General features: G+C 51.9%; 15 protein-coding genes, 1 other RNA gene and 1 pseudogene. 6 read left to right on the top strand and 11 right to left on the bottom strand.

The window, feature by feature from the left end; translation table 11 throughout:
- Window positions 1-4: 4 nt before the first annotated feature.
- Complete coding sequence (locus tag KB236_01160) at window positions 5-1846, top strand: ABC transporter permease (protein UIF29401.1); 1842 nt, start codon at window positions 5-7, stop codon at window positions 1844-1846.
- A gap of 22 nt (window positions 1847-1868) precedes the next feature.
- Entirely contained in the window at window positions 1869-3728 is a 1860-nt protein-coding gene (locus KB236_01155) for an ABC transporter permease (protein UIF29400.1), read from the top strand.
- Between the two features lie 140 nt (window positions 3729-3868).
- On the opposite strand, the gene KB236_01150 is transcribed toward KB236_01155, so the two are convergent.
- The 8 genes and pseudogenes from KB236_01150 to KB236_01115 form a co-directional block, all read right to left on the bottom strand.
- Complete coding sequence (locus tag KB236_01150) at window positions 3869-4120, bottom strand: YaaL family protein (GenBank protein UIF29399.1); 252 nt, start codon at window positions 4118-4120, stop codon at window positions 3869-3871.
- Window positions 4121-4131: 11 nt separating this feature from the next.
- On the bottom strand, window positions 4132-4731 hold the full coding sequence (gene recR / locus KB236_01145) for a recombination mediator RecR (protein UIF29398.1): 600 nt from the start codon (window positions 4729-4731) through the stop codon (window positions 4132-4134).
- Window positions 4732-4751: 20 nt separating this feature from the next.
- Entirely contained in the window at window positions 4752-5069 is a 318-nt protein-coding gene (locus tag KB236_01140; GenBank protein ID UIF30253.1) for a YbaB/EbfC family nucleoid-associated protein, read from the bottom strand.
- A 20-nt stretch (window positions 5070-5089) separates the two neighbouring features.
- Window positions 5090-6853: a DNA polymerase III subunit gamma/tau gene (gene dnaX, locus KB236_01135; protein ID UIF29397.1), complete on the bottom strand. Its 1764-nt coding sequence runs from the start codon at window positions 6851-6853 to the stop codon at window positions 5090-5092.
- 492 nt (window positions 6854-7345) lie between these two features.
- On the bottom strand, window positions 7346-7624 hold the full coding sequence (locus tag KB236_01130; protein UIF29396.1) for a type II toxin-antitoxin system YafQ family toxin: 279 nt from the start codon (window positions 7622-7624) through the stop codon (window positions 7346-7348).
- A gap of 119 nt (window positions 7625-7743) precedes the next feature.
- Window positions 7744-7830, bottom strand: an RNA gene (gene ffs / locus KB236_01125) — signal recognition particle sRNA small type.
- Window positions 7831-7883: 53 nt separating this feature from the next.
- The gene (tadA, locus tag KB236_01120; protein UIF29395.1) at window positions 7884-8405 is read right to left on the bottom strand and encodes a tRNA adenosine(34) deaminase TadA; all 522 of its coding nucleotides are present in this window, start codon (window positions 8403-8405) and stop codon (window positions 7884-7886) included.
- Window positions 8406-8435: 30 nt separating this feature from the next.
- Window positions 8436-9038 (bottom strand): annotated as a pseudogene (locus tag KB236_01115) (class I SAM-dependent methyltransferase).
- Window positions 9039-9237: 199 nt separating this feature from the next.
- Here KB236_01115 and nrdH point away from each other — a divergent pair.
- From nrdH to nrdF, 3 genes are all read left to right on the top strand, one after another.
- Window positions 9238-9465, top strand: a complete 228-nt coding sequence (gene nrdH / locus KB236_01110; GenBank protein UIF29394.1) for a glutaredoxin-like protein NrdH — start codon at window positions 9238-9240, stop codon at window positions 9463-9465.
- A gap of 123 nt (window positions 9466-9588) precedes the next feature.
- Window positions 9589-11754: a class 1b ribonucleoside-diphosphate reductase subunit alpha gene (gene nrdE / locus KB236_01105; protein UIF29393.1), complete on the top strand. Its 2166-nt coding sequence runs from the start codon at window positions 9589-9591 to the stop codon at window positions 11752-11754.
- A gap of 242 nt (window positions 11755-11996) precedes the next feature.
- Window positions 11997-12992 (top strand): class 1b ribonucleoside-diphosphate reductase subunit beta, encoded by a 996-nt coding sequence (gene nrdF / locus KB236_01100; GenBank protein UIF29392.1) that lies wholly within the window; start codon window positions 11997-11999, stop codon window positions 12990-12992.
- A 183-nt stretch (window positions 12993-13175) separates the two neighbouring features.
- Here nrdF and KB236_01095 read toward each other — a convergent pair whose 3' ends face one another.
- Window positions 13176-14117 carry an aldo/keto reductase gene (locus KB236_01095; protein ID UIF29391.1) on the bottom strand — a complete coding sequence of 314 codons (942 nt, stop codon included), beginning with the start codon at window positions 14115-14117 and terminating at the stop codon, window positions 13176-13178.
- A 160-nt stretch (window positions 14118-14277) separates the two neighbouring features.
- Window positions 14278-15180, bottom strand: a complete 903-nt coding sequence (locus KB236_01090) for a 3-hydroxyacyl-CoA dehydrogenase (GenBank protein UIF29390.1) — start codon at window positions 15178-15180, stop codon at window positions 14278-14280.
- A gap of 247 nt (window positions 15181-15427) precedes the next feature.
- On the opposite strand from KB236_01090, the gene KB236_01085 reads away from it, so the two are divergent.
- Window positions 15428-16006 (top strand): TIGR00730 family Rossman fold protein, encoded by a 579-nt coding sequence (locus KB236_01085; GenBank protein UIF29389.1) that lies wholly within the window; start codon window positions 15428-15430, stop codon window positions 16004-16006.
- A 192-nt stretch (window positions 16007-16198) separates the two neighbouring features.
- Here KB236_01085 and mprF read toward each other — a convergent pair whose 3' ends face one another.
- Window positions 16199-18808 carry a bifunctional lysylphosphatidylglycerol flippase/synthetase MprF gene (gene mprF, locus KB236_01080; GenBank protein ID UIF29388.1) on the bottom strand — a complete coding sequence of 870 codons (2610 nt, stop codon included), beginning with the start codon at window positions 18806-18808 and terminating at the stop codon, window positions 16199-16201.
- Between the last annotated feature and the right edge of the window lie 175 nt (window positions 18809-18983).

Below are 18983 nucleotides of genomic sequence, written 5' to 3'. Positions count from 1 at the left end.
TATCATGAGCGCTTGGATTGGATGTTTGATTTATCTATTAGGATTACTGGGCTATAACGGTACCCTCCGTCGTTTGGGCGTAAGTCCCTACCTCGCTTGGATTACAGCCATGTTAGTGCAGATTCTTATGCTCTACGTGTTTGCGATGCTGAACCTACTCAATCTAGGGATTGAGGTCGTGACTTACTTTGGAATTGCCTTACTTGTGCTGTGGTTTTTGTTGAGTTTTTGGCACAAAGGCCGTCTAAAGTTCGAAGGTATCCATCTCTTTGACTTTTGGATGATTGGTCTGGGTATCGCCATGGTTCAAACCCTGCTGAAGAGTCCCTTGGTGCACTACGATAACTTTTCTCACTGGGCCGTGATGGTTAAATTCATGACTTTTACTGGTCACTTACCCGGAGCAACAGATAAGTTGATTTCTTTTACCTCTTATCCCCCTGCTACAGCCCTCTACATCACGCAATTTGTCCATTGGACCGGTTTTAGTGATGGAACAATGTTGGTCGCTCAATTTATCTTAATTTGGGCCGCCGGTTACGCTATCTTTGCCGGCTTACGTGATCGGTCGCGCGCACTGATGAGTTTTGCCTTGTGTTTTACGTTAGCCATTTCGTTCGTCTTCAACGTTGCCATTCGGTTGAACAATCTGCTGGTCGACTACGTTTTGCCCATCATTGCTGTTGCAGGCCTGGTCGGTATTTTTGCCTATCGAAAGAAACCGACGTTGCTCTGCGCCCACACCGCGATTTTCATTGGTGCTCTCATGCTGGTCAAAAACTCGGCGACTTTCTTCGTCGTCATGATTGGCGGATACTTTCTCTATACCTTAATAACCAGTGATGATCATCATTGGTATCGCCGCTTGGCTACGGTTCCCTTGCGTTTTGCCATCACCATTGGTGTGGGCATTCTCCCCTTTCTTTGGTGGGAATGGCACGTCAAACATACCTTTACGATCTCTAAACACCAAATCAGTGCTCAAGCCTATACCAAACAACTTAGTGGTGAAAGTCACCAAGAACTATTGAAGATTGGGCATAAGTTTATCAGTCAAATTCTAAGTCTAAATTCACTCTCAACCAAGGGCATTATCCTCATCAATGTTGTTCTAGTTGCCGTTTGGATCTACGCCCGGATACGAGCCCACCAACGCAACAATCTTTTAGGTATGGCGGTACTGCTGGACATCGTGTTTATTGCTTATTATGGTAGTCTGTTTGGAATGTATATTCTGTCAATGCCTTACGCGGAAGCCATCGTCCTAGATGGTTTCGAACGGTACATGGGCAGCATGGTCATTCTCAACTTATTTATCGGGGCTATTGCACTGGTCCGGGTGCTGGACCGCTTGCAGTTCGAACAGAACTTTCAAAAACGAAATACGCAGTCCTTTAGAAGTGCCGCGACCAAAAATGTATATCAGGTTTCGACCTTGGTCGTGGGTTTCTTCGCTATCACCATGATGTATTCTGAAATTACCGGGACTAACTTCACCAATAAGATGAACCACAATACATTGCCCCTCCAGATGAGTCGCATTGCCAAGCCTTGGTATCATCTCAACCACAAGAAGGTCCTCATCGTCGATCCTGAAGCAGTTGACGTGAACGACTATTACGCGGGCTATGTCGGTCGTTACTACTTTTTCACCGACCAAGCCGTTGGGCAGGAAAACTTTATGATGACGCCCAAGGCCTTCAAAGCCGCCGTTGAACACTTCGATTACGTCGCCATCCCCGAAACCCACCGAACCTTCACCGTCCTCACGGAGAAAGTCTATCACCAACACGTTGTGACTGGTTTCTTCAAAGTAACCAACCACGGTCTACAACGGATTCATTAATTTACCACATGGAGGTATCCTCTTGGCATTCATCGGCCTTATTTTCTTCGCACTTTCTTTAATCGGTTATAGTAGTACCATGCGTTGGCTTCACGTTAGTCCTTATTTAACGTGGATTACCGGTATTCTGGTTCAAATTATGTTGCTCTACGCTTTTGCAATGCTGGGCTGGCTCAAGCTGGGCATCTGGGTCGTCACCAGCATGGGGGTTGTGCTCCTCATCGCCCGCCTTGTTCTTGGTTATTTGGGCAAGGTCTCTTTTCATTACGAGGGACTACATTTCTTTGACGCGTGGATGATCTTCTTGGGGTTTGTGATGGCCCTGGTCCTCTTCCGCAGTCCCCTGATCCATTACGATAATTTCTCCCACTGGGCCACTATTGTTAAATTCATGACCTACACGGGACACCTACCTGGCGTAAGCGACACTATCATCTCGTTCACCTCGTATCCCCCTGCAACGGCCCTGTTTATTACGCAGTTTGTTACCTTTGTTGGCTTCAGCTCAGGGGCTATGCTGGTCGCGCAATTTGCTCTGATTTGGGCCGCTAGTTATTCTATCTTTGCCACTCTCCGTGACCGTACGCGCGGGCTAAATTCGATGTTATTGTGTCTGACGATTGCCATCTCCTACGTCTTCAACATCAATATTCGGTTGAATAATCTCTTAGTTGATTACGTTTTGGCCATCCTTACCGTGGCCGCTTTGGTCGGCATATTTGTCTATCAGCGACAGCCCCGCGTACAGGCCGCACACGTCGCATTATTCAGTGGAACCTTACTACTAGTCAAGAACTCGGCCGCCTTTTTCGTCGCCATCATTGCAATCTACTACCTCTACATGCTCAGTCAGCGTTCAACGACTGGACACTGGTTCAAACGTGCATTGACTACTCTGGGAACGTGGCTGGGAACTTTATTCCTCGGCGCACTCCCCTTCATCTGTTGGGAAGTTCACGTCAAGCTGACTTTCACAGCCTCTAAGCACGAAATCAATGCGCAGGCTTATTCACAGCAGCTGTCTCACGATGGTCTCCACGGCTTTCTCAGTATTGGTCACCAATTTATCAAGCAAATCTTCAACTTCGGCTCACTTTCCACCCAAGGCTTTGTTGTCCTCAACCTTTTACTCATTGGGGGATGGGCCATCTTCAAGTATGCCTGTCATCGTCCCAACATTTTACTCAAACTGCTAGGTTGGCTAGACCTTGTCTCACTACTCTACTACTTCAGTCTGTTGGGGATGTACGTCCTCTCCATGCCGTACGATGAAGCCATCACGCTGGACGGGTTCGAACGTTACATGTCTACCACGGTCATTTTAAATTTATTCATTGGTGCGATTACCCTAGTCCGTGTTATTGACGAGAATTTTTATGAACAGAACTTCACTGAACGCAGTCCTCGTAATTTTAGATCCATCTGGACGAAGAACGGCTATCAACTGGCCTCTTTTCTGGTCATGTTCTTTGCCATTATCATGATGTATTCCGAGATCAACGGGACCAACTTCACCAACAACTACAATCGTCACACGGTGCCCGTCATGCTAACCAAGATTGCTCGACCGTGGACCAAACTTAACAATACCAAGATTTTAATTGTCGATCCCAGTCAGGTCGAAGTGACCACCTACTATGCAGGTTATCTGGCAAATTATTACTTTTTCACTAATAATGCGACGGGTCAGGCCGTCTTCAGCAAGCATCCCGCAACTTTCCGTAAAGACCTGCAACAATACGAATACGTCGCCGTACCCAAACGCGATAAAACCTTTACCCGGGGGATGAGGAAGGCCTATCATCAAACTATCCACACTGGGCTTTACCGGGTCCACAACGACCATCTTTCACGGATATCTCCAACGGCCACACTAAATTAAAGACCCGTCAAAGTGAGTTTAAAAATTCTCCGGTAATAAAAAATGACCACCGCCAAATAGCCGTAGTCAGTCTAAAAAGTCTCAACCTATGCCCTACTTAATGGCCAAGGTTGAGACTTTTTGATTTTCTATAGATAGTCTTAATCCCGAAATACCGCCGCTGAAATATGCTTGCCCTTAACCTGTCGCCGCCGGGCTTCCCGGTAGAGAAATAGATAGGTTTGCCGGGCCAAGGCCGTATTGGCCGTCATTTCGTTGTCGGCATCCGCAATGGCTTCTTCCGTCTGCTTAGCGTGGTCCCAGCGGTCCTTGGCGGCGTCGATGGTCAGCAGGAGCTGTTCATCGTAGGCGGCCTTTAACCGGGGAAATTGACGTTTCTTTCGTCCAAACATTTCTGCCCCTCCTACATTTCCGTTCGACCTTCGACAGCCTTGAACAAGGTCATCTCATCCGCATATTCAATATCACTACCGACAGACAACCCGTGGGCCAACCGCGTGACCTTAATGCCAGCCGGCTTAATCAGCCGCGAGAGGTACATGGCCGTGGCTTCCCCTTCCGGCGTGGCGTTGGTCGCGATAATGACTTCCTTCATCGCCGGGTTCTGCTGGAGCCGATTGATCAGACTCGTAATGTTCAAGTCTTCGGGACCCTTCCCCTCAATCGGCGACATCACCCCGTGCAAAACGTGATAGAGGCCGTGATATTCCTTCATCTTCTCCATCACCATGATATCCTTGGCCTGCTCCACAACTAGCACGTGGCTCTGATCACGGGTCTTATCCGCACAGATGGCGCACGGGTCGCTCTCGGTGATATTGCCACAGATGGAGCAGTAGTGCAGGTCGCGTTTGGCCGAGACCAGGGCCTTGGAAAACGCCGTGACATCGTCGTCTGCCATATCAATGGTGAAAAATGCCAGCCGGGTCGCTGACTTTTGGCCGATGCCCGGCAGCTTCATGTAGCTGTCGATCAACTGCGCAATGGGTTCTGGGTACTGCATGTCACAACGTCCTTTCTTGCTTACATCCCCGGGATGTTCATACCTTGGGTGTATTTGCCTAACGTTTGCTTCGTGGTCTGATCAACCTTAGTCAGCGCGTCGTTAACGGCGGCTAAGACCAGATCGGCCAGCATGTCAGGGTCGTCGGGATCGATGGCTTCTGGCTTGATCGTCAGGTCAGTCATCTTCCGGTCGCCCGTAAAAGTAGCTTGAACCATGCTATCTGGTGAAGTCCCGGTAAAGGATTGTGCGTTTAGATTCGCTTGGTCCTCTTCCATCTTCTTTTGCATCTGCCGCATTTGTTTCATCATGTTTCCCATATTTCCCATGTTCCGCATCGTAATCATCCTTCCGTCTCTTAATCTTGTTTAACATCAACGATCGTTTTACCAAAAAGTTCTTCGGCCTTGGTGACCACCGGATTTGGCGCCGGCTTGGCCGGTTCCGCCGGGCTGTCACCATTAGCCTGCAACTCATCCTTATGGGCGGTCAGGTAGTTCTTCCGAATCACCGGCCACTCATCCTTGGGCACGAAGACCACCGGTAGCGCCGAACCAATCATGCGATCGAGTCCATTCTCTAAAGCGTCGGTCAGCTCGTGATCCGTGGTCGCCCGCTGATACAGGAATGAGTAGTCAAAGGCTACAATCACCCCAGAATTGGCGGCCGCCACGGGTTGAGAGACCTTCATGACTGCCCGTTGGGTCACGGTCAGGCTGTTGAGCAGGTCCGGCCAGACCTCCTGAAGTTGATTCAACTTCTCCCGGGTAGCTGCGCCCAGCACCGGATAAATCTTAGCCAAATTAACTTCCTTAGCCGCCGGAGATTTAGTGACCCGGGGCTTGGCCTTAGCCGGTGCCGCGGCCGTCTGCGCCGGGGCTTGTTCCAAATGCTTCACGGCCGAACGTAACTGATCAATCTCATGCTGAAGTTCGCTAACCTCGGTCGAATCCACCGCTTGCGCCGGTACCGGAGCCTCAGCGTTGGGCGCCGCAGCCGGTGCCGTCGCGGTCGCCACCGGTGCTACCCCCTTCTGCCGACCAATCTCAGCCAACTTGATGGTTAAGATTTCCAAGTAGACATCGGGGTGCGTCGTGAAGCGCATCTGTTGCTGGATGGCGTTGAGTTCGTTAATCATGGCATACATGGTCTGCGCCGGGGTTTGTTTAGCCAACGCCTGAAAGTCGGCGCTGACACTACCCATCTCGGCTTCTTCCACCATCTGCGGCGCCTGCTGGTAGAGCAAGAGGTCGCGTGAATAGCCGATGATGTCTTCGGTGAACCGCTCGGCGTCCTTCCCCGCCTCTAGAACGGACTGTAAGCTCGCCAAGGCGGCCTTGGTGTCACCAGCCAGGACCTGTGAAATATAGGTCGCTAATAGCTCGTGCGTCACGCTCCCGGTCACCAACAGTGCGTTATCTAACGTAATCTCATTATCCCCAAAGGACAATGCCTGATCCAAAATACTCAGGGCATCACGCATCCCGCCCTCGGCGGCCTTGGCAATCACCTTAACGGCCTGATCGTCGTAGGTCACGCCCTTTTGCTTTAGAATGTAGATCATCCGGTCATAGCTGTCATTGGCCGCAATGCGTTTGAAATCAAAACGCTGGGTCCGCGAGATAATCGTGGCGGGAATCTTGTGCGGTTCCGTCGTGGCAAGAATGAAGATGACGTTAGCCGGTGGTTCCTCCAGCGTCTTCAACAGGGCGTTAAAGGCCCCCGTCGACAACATGTGGACTTCATCAATGATGTAGACCTTGTAGTCGGCCACTGTGGGCGCATACTTGACCTTATCGCGAATATCGCGAATCTCCTCGACCCCGTTGTTGGAAGCCGCATCGATTTCGATCACGTCATTGAGTGTACCGGCCGTAATCGCCTTACAGGTCTCGCATTCATTACAAGGTTCGCCGTCAACCTGATGATGGCAGTTGATTGCCTTGGCAAAGATCTTGGCGGCCGAGGTCTTCCCGGTTCCCCGCGGCCCCGCAAAGAGATACGCGTGACTGATTTGGTTAGTCGTGATGGCATTCTTCAGCGTTCGGGTAATCACTTCTTGCCCGATCATGTCATCGAAACGCTGCGGGCGCCAGACCCGGTAGAGTGCTTGATAAGCCATGCAATCCGTTCCTTTCTTCCATAATTTCTGTTAAATTCGCTGTTCATAATTATAGCCTTTTTCCCCACCATCTGTCACGGATTGTTCAGCCGATTTTAAGGGAAATTAATCTCCCCAGGCGCGCGGTCAGTTGACCGGCCTGTTTCAGAAAAAAGAAGTTCCCCACAGCTAAAATTGATGTGGATGTTCACAGGTTAAGGGACCATAATCACTTCGAGTTATAATGGTCAACTTTCCGCAAAACAACTGGTCCATATCACAGCTGGCTACTCAGCAGATAGCGCCAAGCTTCAGTACAGCAACATCTATAGGCCAAAAATAAAGCAATGTCAGTTATCCACCTTCCAGAAATTTTATTTTAAAATTCGTATGCCAAAATTAAAAAATATTACGTCGTCATTTATGTCTATTTTCAATATAAAAACTTCGCAATGTGTGTAAAAAAGGCCATTGCCGTAACAATAGTCCGTGCATTTACTTAGATATCCCCAATTATAAGATGACGTGACTACCCGTATTGAGTAAGAGCAAAGTTAGTTCATCATTGATGATTTGATATAGAAGTACCCAGTTTTTGTCGAGATGAATCTCGTTGATACCAGCAAGATTGCCAGTCAACATATGCCAATCAAATTGGCGAACAAGTACTCCATGCTCTTCAGCTAAAATTGTTTTGATTACAAGATCTAGACGTGCTAAATCATCATGTTTCTTACTCAATTTTTTGAGTGAACGATCAAAACGAACTGTAGTACGCGAACGTTTAATCATCGGCTGACTTCTCTAGATAAGGTTCGCCAGCTGATCGCCGTTTTATCCCACTCTTGTTTAAAGATCGGAATCAGCACGAAAAAACTCCCAGTCAACGACTGAGAGTTGGTTAATTGCTCATAAACTTGAAGCACAAAGCGAAGCAAACTTAGTGCTGCTTCCTTCCGGACCTGACACAATTCGTAAGTCCGCCCTTGCTTCAAGGCCTTAACGGCAATAACTAGTGTATCATGATTCGTAAGGTCTGTCTAGCCGTTGCTTAATTTTGGGCGGCCTTTTTTGCTTTGCGCGCCTTCTTGGCCGCCTTCTGCCGTTGACGGGCGGCCTTGAAGAAGGCCACCATTCGTTCGCCAGCGTCTTTGGCCATCAAGCCCTCGTGCACGCTCACCGTGTGGTTCAGCCGCGTATCGGTCAACGTCTGATACAGGCTGTCCACGGCGCCGGCCTTGGGATCTCTGGCTCCGTAGAAGACCTCCGGAATACGCGCGTTGATAATGGCCCCACTACACATCAGGCAGGGTTCAATCGTCACGTAAAGCTGACAGTCTTCCAGTCGCCAGCTCTTCAGCGTGGCACAGGCTTCTTCGATTGCCCGGATCTCCGCGTGAAGCGTAGCGTCGTTGGCGTGTTCTCTTAAGTTATGCCCTCGTCCCACGATCTGGCCGCCATGGACGATGACCGCCCCAATCGGCACCTCGCCGATGAGCGCGGCTTGGTCGGCCTCAAACAGTGCCTCTTCCATGTAGTGGCGCTGCAATGGTGAATAGGAAGTGTCACGCATCGAACCCCTCCCTTCTTAATCAATTGGTCCTTAACGTAACGTGCTTTCCAGGATATAATAGCCCTTGTCCTTCTTGATAATGTCACAATTTCCGAAGGTGGCTTACATATTTTTCTCGGCCGACGGTGCCCCCTGTTTCTTCTGGAGCACGACCGTCAACGTGCCCCCGGGTAGGAGATGATCCTTGGCTCCGGTCAGCATGGCCGTGACCACCTGCTTACCGGCACGAACGGGTGGGTTCGTTAGGATAGCGGCGTAACGCTGCGTGACGTGTTCGTAAATATCTGACGTCTTGATTTCCACGTTTTCAATCTGATTGGCCACGGCATTTTGCCGCGCCAAGTCCAACGCCAACTCGTTGACGTCGACCATGGTCACCTGCCGTTCTGGCCACTTCTTAGCCAGTGCCAGCCCGATGGGACCGTATCCCGTCCCCAGGTCCAACCAAGGGCCAGCCGGCGTCTTATCGGCGTTAAAAGCGTCGAGTAACGCCCGTGACCCGTAGTCCACCCGGTTCTTGGAGAAGACCCCGTTGTCGGTGGTAAACAACAATTCGTTACCTAAGAGGGTAAACGGCCAATGGTGTTCTTCGTGTAAAACATCTGGATTTTGTGTATAATAGTGATTAGTCAAATTCTCCGCCACCTTTTAGGTCTATTTTACCCTAGATTTTTGACGGAAAACAGGAAAAATAATTTTAAAGCGCAAAGCACTATATTTGGTGGTTATTGTATTGACCAACTACCAAATGTGGTGCTTTTTTTGATTGCTATTTTCCATATCTGGTGTACACTTAACTCATTGAGAACGAAAGTTAAGGGATGTGGCAACAATGAAAGTAACAGTATACTCAAAGAACAATTGCATGCAATGCAAGATGACGAAGCGTTTTCTCAGCGAACACAACGTGGAATTCGAAGAACGGAACATTAATCAAAATCCAGAATATGTGACTTACCTCAAGGAACACGGTTTCCAAGCCGTTCCAGTAATTGAAGCATCCGGAATTCCTGCCTTTTACGGTTTCCGGCCAGATCAATTGACCAAGATTGCGGGTTAACTCAGTAAGTCCAACCCCTCTTGGCGACGCCGTGCTGGTGCACGGTGCCGCCATTTTTATTTAAAGCGATTAACTTAACCCTGAAATAGTTCACCATCAAAAGAGAAGGAAGAGATGACGAGTATGAGTTTAAAGAATTTAGGCGACGTCACGTACTACGATCTGAACAACGAAATCAACATCCCCGTGGATGGGCAGATTCCGTTGAACAAGGATCAGGAAGCCTTACAGGCCTTCTTAAAGGAAAATGTCATTCCCAACACCAAGACCTTTGACTCCCTGCGCGACCGGTTCGACTACTTAATCGCCGGCAACTATGTCGAACAAAAGGTGATTGACCAATACCCCTTTGCCTTCATCGAAGACCTCTACGCCTACTTAAAGGCTCAGAATTTCCACTTCAAGTCCTTCATGGCGGCCTACAAGTTCTACGCCCAATACGCCTTAAAGACCGATGACAACGACTACTACCTAGAAAACTTTATCGACCGCGTGGCCATGAACGCCCTGGACTTCGGGGACGGTGATCAAACACTGGCCCACGACCTGGCCGATGAAATCATTCATCAACGCTACCAACCGGCAACGCCTAGCTTCTTAAATGCCGGGCGGGCCCGGCGCGGGGAACTGGTCTCGTGCTTCTTAATCCAATCCACCGATGACATGAACACCATCGGCCGGACGATTAACTCTGCGCTTCAACTGTCACGAATCGGTGGTGGCGTGGGGATTAGCCTCTCCAATCTCCGAGGGGCCGGCGATCCCATCAAGCACATCGACGGCGCCGCTTCCGGCGTGGTTCCCGTCATGAAGCTGCTCGAAGACAGCTTCTCCTATTCCAACCAACTGGGACAACGGCAGGGGGCCGGCGTGGTCTACCTCAGCGTCTTCCATCCCGACATCGTCGCCTTTTTAAGTGCCAAGAAGGAAAATGCCGACGAAAAGATTCGGCTGAAGACCCTGTCCCTCGGTGTCACGGTACCCGACAAGTTCTATGAACTCTGTGAAAAGGATGCCGACATGTACCTCTTTAGTCCCTACGATGTCGAACGGATCTACGGCAAGCCGTTTGCCTACGTGGACATCACCACGGAATACGACAACATGGTTGCCAACCCCGACATCCGTAAGAAGAAGCTCAAGGCCCGCGAACTGGAAACCGAAATCGGTAAGCTCCAACAGGAATCCGGCTATCCCTATATCGTCAATATCGACACGGCTAACCGCGAAAGCCCGATCGACGGCCGTATCGTCATGAGCAACCTGTGCTCCGAAATCATGCAGGTTCAGACGCCTTCCACCGTCAACAACAAGCAAGAATACATTCAAAAGGGCAGCGATATTTCCTGCAACCTAGGGTCTACCAACATCGTAAACCTGATGACGTCTCCTGACTTCGGCCACTCCGTCGAAACGATGGTCCGCGCCCTCACCTTTGTCACGGACCACTCCGACATCGACGTGGTCCCATCTATCCAAAAGGGAAACCAGTTGGCCCACACGATTGGCCTAGGCGCCATGGGGCTCCACAGCTACTTTGCTAAGAACCACATGATGTACGGATCCAAGGACAGCATCGGCTTCACCAGCGTCTACTTCATGTTGCTGAACTACTGGACGTTAAAGGCTTCCAACGAGATTGCCAAGGAACGTCACGAAACGTTCCACAACTTCGAGAAGAGTACCTACGCCGATGGCAGTTATTTCGACCGCTACACGGAACACGACTGGCGGCCAACTGCGGCCAAGGTCCAAGACCTCTTCAAGAACGTCTGGTTACCTTCTCCTGACGACTGGGCTGAACTCAAGCAAGCTGTCATGCAAGATGGGCTGTACCATCAAAACCGGATGGCCGTGGCCCCCAACGGCTCCATCTCCTACATCAACGACACCACTGCCAGTCTTCACCCAATTATCAACCGGATTGAGGAGCGGCAAGAAAAGAAGATTGGGAAGATTTACTACCCGGCGCCTTACCTGGACAACGACACCATGCCATACTACAAGTCGGCCTATGATACCGACATGCGGCGGGTCATTGACGTCTACGCGGCGGCCCAGAAGCACGTGGATCAAGGGATGAGTCTTACCCTGTTCATGCGCTCCACGATCCCTGAAGGCCTGTACGAATGGAAGAATGGCCGGACCGATAAGATGACCACGCGGGATCTGAGTATCCTACGCAACTACGCTTACCGTAAGGGCATCAAGTCGATCTACTACGTGCGGACCTTTACCGACGATAACAATGAAGTCGGCGCTAACCAATGTGAAAGCTGTGTTATCTAGCCCTGAATTGGCCGTACTGGCCGATCTATCGCTTGCGGCAGGTAACCGCATGCTATCAAAGCATTAATTTTAACCAAATGATAACTAGAGCGGGGACCACCCAACCGGCCGTCTTTCAAGGACATTGTCCAGTCGGTGTCGCGTGGTCACCCGCTCTTCGCCTAAAGGTTCCGCGTCAAAGTGTGGTAAGCTTAGGCCAACACGCTGATGGAACCTCGGCAAAAGACAAAGGAGTGGCTGCAATGGCAAGAACTGAAGATTACAAGGCGATTAACTGGAACGCGGTTTCTGACGAAATCGACAAGGCAACTTGGGAAAAACTCACGGAACAATTCTGGCTGGACACGCGGATTCCCGTCTCCAATGACTTGGATGACTGGCGGACGCTGGATACGGACCACCAATGGGTCGTGGGCCACGTCTTCGGGGGGCTGACCCTCTTGGACACCCTACAGTCCCAAGATGGGATGGCCGCCCTGCGTAAGGACGTCCGGACCCCACACGAAACGGCGGTACTGAACAACATCCAATTTATGGAATCCGTTCACGCCAAGAGCTACTCCACCATTTTCTCCACGTTGAATACGCCAGAAGAAATCGACGAAATCTTCCAATGGAGCGACTCCGAAGAATTGCTACAAAACAAGACCAAGCGGATCTTCGACCTCTACCATGACGACGAACACCCGTTGAAGAAGAAAATCTCCAGTGTCTTCTTGGAAACGTTCTTGTTCTACTCCGGCTTCTTTACGCCGCTGTACTACCTGGGCCACAACAAGTTGGCTAACGTGGCCGAAATCATTAAGTTGATTCTGCGGGACGAATCCGTCCACGGTACTTACATCGGCTACAAGTTCCAGCTCGGTATGAAGGAACTGACCGACAACGAACAACAACAGATGAAGGACTGGATGTACGACTTTCTCTACAAGCTTTACGCTAACGAGGAAAAATACACCCACACGCTGTACGACCAAGTTGGTTGGACGGAACAAGTCCTGACCTTCATTCGCTACAACGCCAACAAAGCACTGATGAACTTGGGCCAAGATCCCCTCTTCCCCGATACGGCTGAAGACGTGAACCCCGTGGTCATGAACGGTATCTCCACCTCGACGGCTAACCACGACTTCTTCTCGCAAGTCGGTAACGGCTACCTCTTGGGTAACGTGGAAGCCATGAACGATAGCGACTACAACATCGGTGAACCCGATGATCCCGAGGACCCCAGTAAATAACGACTAATTTAAACCCGGCAGTCAGCCGCAATCGTGAAGTGGATTGCGGCTGACTGCCGGGTTTTCTTTCCGTTATAATGCCAACATTAGTCAAACCAGTTGCCTACGCCTGCCAGAAGTTCCGCCTGCTGTGGGGACCGCCTTCAGCCAAGGAGCGGTCTTCCGGCTCGCTTGAAAGCCGCGCTAAGCCATCGGTGCTTCCCAGAACCCCTTGGTATCCACGTGGGTGGCCGCCGCTAGCGTCTCCAATTGCGTAATCTCCGCTGGCGTAAGCTGGACGCTTTCCGCCCGAAGCTCACTGGCGATGTACTTTTCCTTGGTCACGCCAATGATGGGCGTCGTGCCCTTTGCGAGAGCGTAGGCCGTGGCGACCTCGGCAATCGACGCGTTTTGCTTGGCCCCGATTGCCCGCATGACCGCCGTTAACTGCGTGAGCTGCGGCAGGACCGCATTATAGACCTTAGCCCGCTCACTCCCCGCCGGCAGGGGATGGTCAACATCGTAGTGTCCGGCCAGAGCGCCCTGCTCCAACACCATGTAGGCAAAGAACGCGATGTGATGCTGATGGCAGTAGTCAATGATGCCCGCCTCCTCGGACGACCGGTAGAGCAAGCTGAAATGATTCTGTACCGCCGAAACTTGAATCCCTGCGGTGCCCAAAATTTCGTTGGCCCGTTTAATCTGCGCCAAGTTATGGTTGGATACGCCGACGCGCTTGACCTGACCACTCTTAACCAGTGGTATCAACTCCGGTGTCCACTTCTCCACGTCATCCGGATTGTGAATCCAATAAATATCCACATAATCCGTCCGTAGTCGTTTCAGACTCCCGGCCAGCATGTCGGCCATTTCGTGGGACCCGCTGCCAGCCATCCGCGGCGTAAACTTTGTGGACAACTGATAGCTTGTCCGTGGATAGGCCGATAACAGCTCACCCACGAGCTTCTCCGACGTTCCCTCACCGTACGCGTAGGCGGTGTCCCAGAGGTTAAAACCGTGGGCCATTCCGGCCGTCACGACTGGCTTCAAAGTCTCTGCGGACAACGTATCCCCAAAATACTTGTTCGACGCATTATCGCCCCATGCCCAAGTTCCTAGGGCAATTTTAGGTTGTTTCATAACCATAAACTAAGCTCTCCTTTCGTTTTCTATACCCATCATACCGTGAACGATAGGCGGAAAACAACGAAGGCGGCGGGGTTAGCAAACTGGGTTAGCCAAATGGTCCCCCAAAATAATGGTCATTAAAAATGGCTACTTCACACCGGACTAGCCATCTGATCGCCTATTCACCTTGAAGAAAGCCCTCGCGCTGATACGCGGGATGGGGATACTGGTAGAAGCCCCGCCCCGTCTCCTGTCCCAACCGATGCTGGTCAATCAACTCGACCTTAATACGGTGAGCCACCATCACGAGGCCCTCGCGACCGGGTTCCGCACTGGCGGCCAACATTAACTTGTAGGCCGTCTTAAGTCCAATTTCGTCCAAGACGGCGAAGGGCCCGCGCACTGCCCCCGTCGCCATCATCCAGGTGCGGTCGATGGTCTCAAAGTCCGCAACACCCTCGACCCACAACATCAGTGCCGTACTCAAAAAGGAATCCAGCATCGCATTTAAGATATAGGCCGGATGTTCCTTCTGTAACTGAATCGGAATGAGCCCAATCTGCCGAACAAAGGCCACTACCTCTTGATAGACGGCGGGGTCCGTGCCCGGATGGCCCATGACCTCTGCCAAATGATTGACCCAGACGTGATTGGTAAAGTGTAGCGCTAGGAATTTCCCGGGGCGCCCCGTAATTGCCGCAAATTGGCTGGGGACCAGAGTCGACGTACTAGTCGCGAAGATGGTCTCGCTGGCCGCTACCTTGGCCAATAACGCGTAAAATTCATTCTTCACGGCCACCACCTCGGGAACGGTCTCAATCACCAAGTCCGCGCCCTCGACAGCCGTTTCCAAATCCGTGGCGTAGTGTAACCGATCGTTGGTCGCCTTAATCATGGCCGGCGTGGCCTGCCGGGCCTGCATATACGTCCGGTCCCAGGTGGCCACCCGTCGCTTCGCCGTCGCACTGGCCGCCGGACTCACATCATAAATCGTCACCTCTAGCCCACTAAACGCGATCTGAAAGGCAATCTGACTCCCCATGGTTCCGCCGCCAGCAATGACTACTTTTTCAATTGCCATGACCCCTCACCCTTTCTCCTCAAAATCCCCCACAATAACTAAATTTTGGACCAAGCCACCCCCATATCTCGGCTCGGTCACCACTCCCCAATGACTGTTGCTAGTAGACCCCTGTTCGGTGCGCCGCGGCTGGTTAAATTGCCCCCAGAAATCCCCCCATTTTGCGGTATAATGGATTGTAAGTTCCGCGGCCTTTCCGCTAATCGCGCGGCCACGGCACTGTCTAAATTTCAGGGGGTCAGTTCTTATGCCAAAAATTAAAAACGTCTGCGTCTTCTGCGGTTCCAACCACGGGTACGATCCAGACTTTCTTAAGCAAACCAATGCGCTGGGCCAATACCTCGCCGCTAATCATCATCCCGTCGTGTATGGGGGTGGCAAGGAAGGCCTTATGGGCGCCATCGCCAAGTCTACCATGGATGCCGGCGGTGAAGTGATTGGGATTATCCCTACCTTCTTAAGCGAAATGGGGCTGGCCGAAACCAACGTCACGACGCTACTAGAGACCAGCACCATGGATGAACGAAAGGATGAAATGCTCCGGCAATCCGATGCTTTCATCGTCTTACCCGGTGGCTTCGGTACGTTTGAAGAATTCACGACCATGTTGTCGTGGAGCCAGATCAACGTCCACCAAAAGCCGATTGCGCTGTTCAACATCAACCACTACTTCGACGAACTCGTGGCCATGATGCAAAAGTGCTGTGACCAAGGCTTTGCACCCCAGGAAAATATGGACCTCTTCATTGACGCCGCTTCGATCGACGAGATCTTCGCCGGCTTCGCAAACTTCCACCACCAGCTTCCTTACAAGTACACCAACTAATGCTTCCAAGAACGGGCACCCCAGCCCGTTCTTTTTATTTTACTTTGCTTTTAGCGACATGGCGTCAGGCATCCGTCTTCCATTTAATTAGTGAAAATCAGTTGCCTGCGGCTGCCAGCAATTTCGCCTGCTGTGGGGACCGGCTTTCGCCAATGAACAGGCCAGCCCCACGTTTTGTTACCAACAACTTAGTTACCGGTGATTTTGCCAGTTGATTTCGTCGGTCAGCCAACGATCCAGCCAGCGGGGCACCAACCGCGTCTTGGGTCCCGTGGCCGGCCGGTTGATGACTAACATCAGCTGGAGCATGGTGAAGATTAACGACGCCCGCCGCCGGTAAGCCAAGTATTTCGGCTGCCAAGTGGTCACGTACTTCTCCTTGTACGCCCGCAATCCCTGGAAGCTGTAGACACTGGACCCGTACTGATAGATCAGATGAGCCGCACGTTCTTCGATGAAACTGAAGTTGGAGACGCCCACGTTGGCCAGGGGGGCCATCCCCAGATTAAACGCTGTGTAGCCCTGCTCGCGGCACAGGTCAAAGAGGTAGACGAATAGCCCATCCATGATGCCCGAGGGCGCGTCGTGACTTTCCCGCATCAAGTCAATCGAGGTCATCTTACGGTCACCGGTCGGCATCAGATTGGCAAAGGCCACGATCTTTCCGGCCGCGTCTTTCATGACGGCCACCGGGGCCTCATCCAAGTACGTTCGGTCGAAGAAACCCATAGAAAAGCCCTTCTCCGTCTGATCACCCAGCCACGACTGTGAGATGGTCTGTAGCGCTGCGAAGGTCTCCTCGCTCAGCGGTGGCTGTTGAATTTCACAGGTGTAGCCCTCGCGCCGGAACTTGTTGACCAGAGCGCGCTCTCCCTTGTGGGCCCGACCGGCGAGGCTGAAGGTCGTCAGATCCACGTGGCCCTCCTCGCCAACCTTGATAAAGTCAAAGCCCATCTCGTGAAGCCGGAGCGTCAACGACTCGCTGATTTCATAGAAGACCGGCCGCAGTCCCTCGCGATCGGCATCGTGCATGAACTGCTGTAAGGCCGGGGCCAATTCTGCCTGATTTCCAATGGGTTCGCCCATGACCAGGAGCTTGTCGGCGCGCTGTTGAAATAAAATCAGCAGTTGGTCCACGCCATCCTTTTGGTAAAAGTACAGCCGCTTATCCCGCAAGAATGCGAGGTGACTGACCTCGTTGCCACCAAACTGGCGAATCAAGGCCCGTACCCGTTCCGCATCGAACGGTTGGTGTAGCCACGCCTGCCGAGAACGGGCCAGGTAACGGTAAATACCTAATAAGATCAACAGCGCCACCAATAGGCCGCCCAAGCCATTGAGCCAGACCTGCGTCGACGGTAACGACCAGCTCTGCGGGAACCATGGCCGATGGTTGCCGTGAAACATGGCGAGACCCAATACCGTATAGAGCAGAAACGTTCCGACGTAGATACTGCCGTCGATTAATAGGCCACCCCAGGAGTAGTGAAAACTTTCCCGGTAGAGTTCCGGCCGGGCAAACAGCAAGCAGGCCAGGACCAGCCCCAAAAGCACCGCCAAGCCACCCGGAAAGTTTTCGCGCCACAGCGTGTTGCCGATGGCAATTGCCAGTACGATCAGTGTCGGCCAAAACGCCCGTTTTACCCGCGCGCCAATGCCCCGGGCCAGACCAATCAAGAGGAAGGCCACGATGATGTTGGAGACCTGATCGAGGAAGTAAAACATGTACGGTACCAGCCGAATGTACAGATGATTCGTCAACACGACGTCAGGAATCGTGGCGTACAGGAGCATCATAACCCCGGAGAAGTACATGAAGGTCGTCACGAAGAGGTGGGCTCCCCGACGCAGAGCCGCGACCGGCAAACCATTTAAGAACTGATTAATCCGCCGCCCGGCATCGTGGAAGAAGAGGCCGACCCCCACACCAAACGGGAAGAGGTAGTAGAACAACCGATACAGGAGAAGCCAGCCGGCCGCATCAGCGCGGCTGACCCCCAGCATCCCCAAGCCCAGAATCATGAAGACGTCAAAGCTACCTAGACCACCCGGGATCATGGAGACAACGCCGGCAACCGAGGCCACGACAAACATCGGAAAGACTGCGGCCAGATTTAACGGCAGGCGCAGCGCCCAGCCAATCAGGAGAAAGAACAATGCGCAGCTCCCCCATTCCAACGTAGACCCCGCGATGAGCCGCAGTTCACGCGTCCAAGTTAGGTCCTTGAAGAACGCGCTGTCATTGAAACGGGTGAAGAGAAAGAGTCCGGGAAAGTACAGGCCGCCGCCTAGCAGCCACATCCAGTAACCCTGATACGGCTGACCAATGTTGAAGCCAAAGAGTAGGAGTAGCGCCACCCAACAGGACAACGATAGCCCGGCCAACAGGAACAGCGCAATCTTAGAGATGGCGTAGACCACCTGCTTCTTGGTGGCCGACCGCGAGTAAAAATTGGCGCGCAGACTGGCGCCCAGCAGCCCCCCCATCCCCATGAGATTGGTGAAGGTATTGGTCACCCAGCCACTGCGAACAATGTAGCCCAATGAAAATTTACCCGGTAGAAATTCGACGATGGTAAAATCGTAGATTAACATCGGCAAGACCGCCACAAAGCCACCGATTAACAGGAGCCCAAACGTTCCCCAACTCATCGACGCCAGCACCGTTCGCACCTGCTGACCACTAATCTCGTGGGCGACTCGACCGACCTCGCGAATGATAAAGAGCAGGACGGAAAACATAAAGAGCCCCTTGATTAAGGTCATGTGTTTTTGAATGTTCACCCATAGTCTTTTCCCCATAATAAGTCCCCCCGTAGTTCTCCATTATCGCAATGGCCCGGCCGAAACACAATCAAGGTAGAGGGCCAACGAGCCGTTAAGTCAGCTGACTTACTAAAAAAGACCGGCGCCCCCACGCACGGTCTTCATTCCCCTTAATTGCTTAACTGTGTTTACAATTTCTCCCTTGGCCCTT

The organism is Levilactobacillus brevis, from assembly GCA_021383565.1.
GTDB classification, from domain to species: domain Bacteria; phylum Bacillota; class Bacilli; order Lactobacillales; family Lactobacillaceae; genus Levilactobacillus; species Levilactobacillus brevis_B.
Note: the sequence above shows the minus strand (reverse complement) of the source record. Positions and strands in the feature narration are given on the sequence as shown.

What these genes read in the sequence shown, in the direction of transcription:
- nrdE (UIF29393.1), top strand. Translation starts at nt 9,589, where the DNA reads ATGAGTTTAAAGAATTTAGGCGACGTCACGTACTACGATCTGAACAAC.
- KB236_01140 (UIF30253.1), bottom strand. Translation starts at nt 5,069, where the DNA reads ATGCGGAACATGGGAAATATGGGAAACATGATGAAACAAATGCGGCAG.
- KB236_01160 (UIF29401.1), top strand. Translation starts at nt 5, where the DNA reads ATGAGCGCTTGGATTGGATGTTTGATTTATCTATTAGGATTACTGGGC.
- mprF (UIF29388.1), bottom strand. Translation starts at nt 18,808, where the DNA reads ATGGGGAAAAGACTATGGGTGAACATTCAAAAACACATGACCTTAATC.
- KB236_01130 (UIF29396.1), bottom strand. Translation starts at nt 7,624, where the DNA reads ATGATTAAACGTTCGCGTACTACAGTTCGTTTTGATCGTTCACTCAAA.
- KB236_01090 (UIF29390.1), bottom strand. Translation starts at nt 15,180, where the DNA reads ATGGCAATTGAAAAAGTAGTCATTGCTGGCGGCGGAACCATGGGGAGT.
- recR (UIF29398.1), bottom strand. Translation starts at nt 4,731, where the DNA reads ATGCAGTACCCAGAACCCATTGCGCAGTTGATCGACAGCTACATGAAG.
- nrdF (UIF29392.1), top strand. Translation starts at nt 11,997, where the DNA reads ATGGCAAGAACTGAAGATTACAAGGCGATTAACTGGAACGCGGTTTCT.
- KB236_01095 (UIF29391.1), bottom strand. Translation starts at nt 14,117, where the DNA reads ATGGTTATGAAACAACCTAAAATTGCCCTAGGAACTTGGGCATGGGGC.
- dnaX (UIF29397.1), bottom strand. Translation starts at nt 6,853, where the DNA reads ATGGCTTATCAAGCACTCTACCGGGTCTGGCGCCCGCAGCGTTTCGAT.
- KB236_01150 (UIF29399.1), bottom strand. Translation starts at nt 4,120, where the DNA reads ATGTTTGGACGAAAGAAACGTCAATTTCCCCGGTTAAAGGCCGCCTAC.
- nrdH (UIF29394.1), top strand. Translation starts at nt 9,238, where the DNA reads ATGAAAGTAACAGTATACTCAAAGAACAATTGCATGCAATGCAAGATG.
- KB236_01085 (UIF29389.1), top strand. Translation starts at nt 15,428, where the DNA reads ATGCCAAAAATTAAAAACGTCTGCGTCTTCTGCGGTTCCAACCACGGG.
- tadA (UIF29395.1), bottom strand. Translation starts at nt 8,405, where the DNA reads ATGCGTGACACTTCCTATTCACCATTGCAGCGCCACTACATGGAAGAG.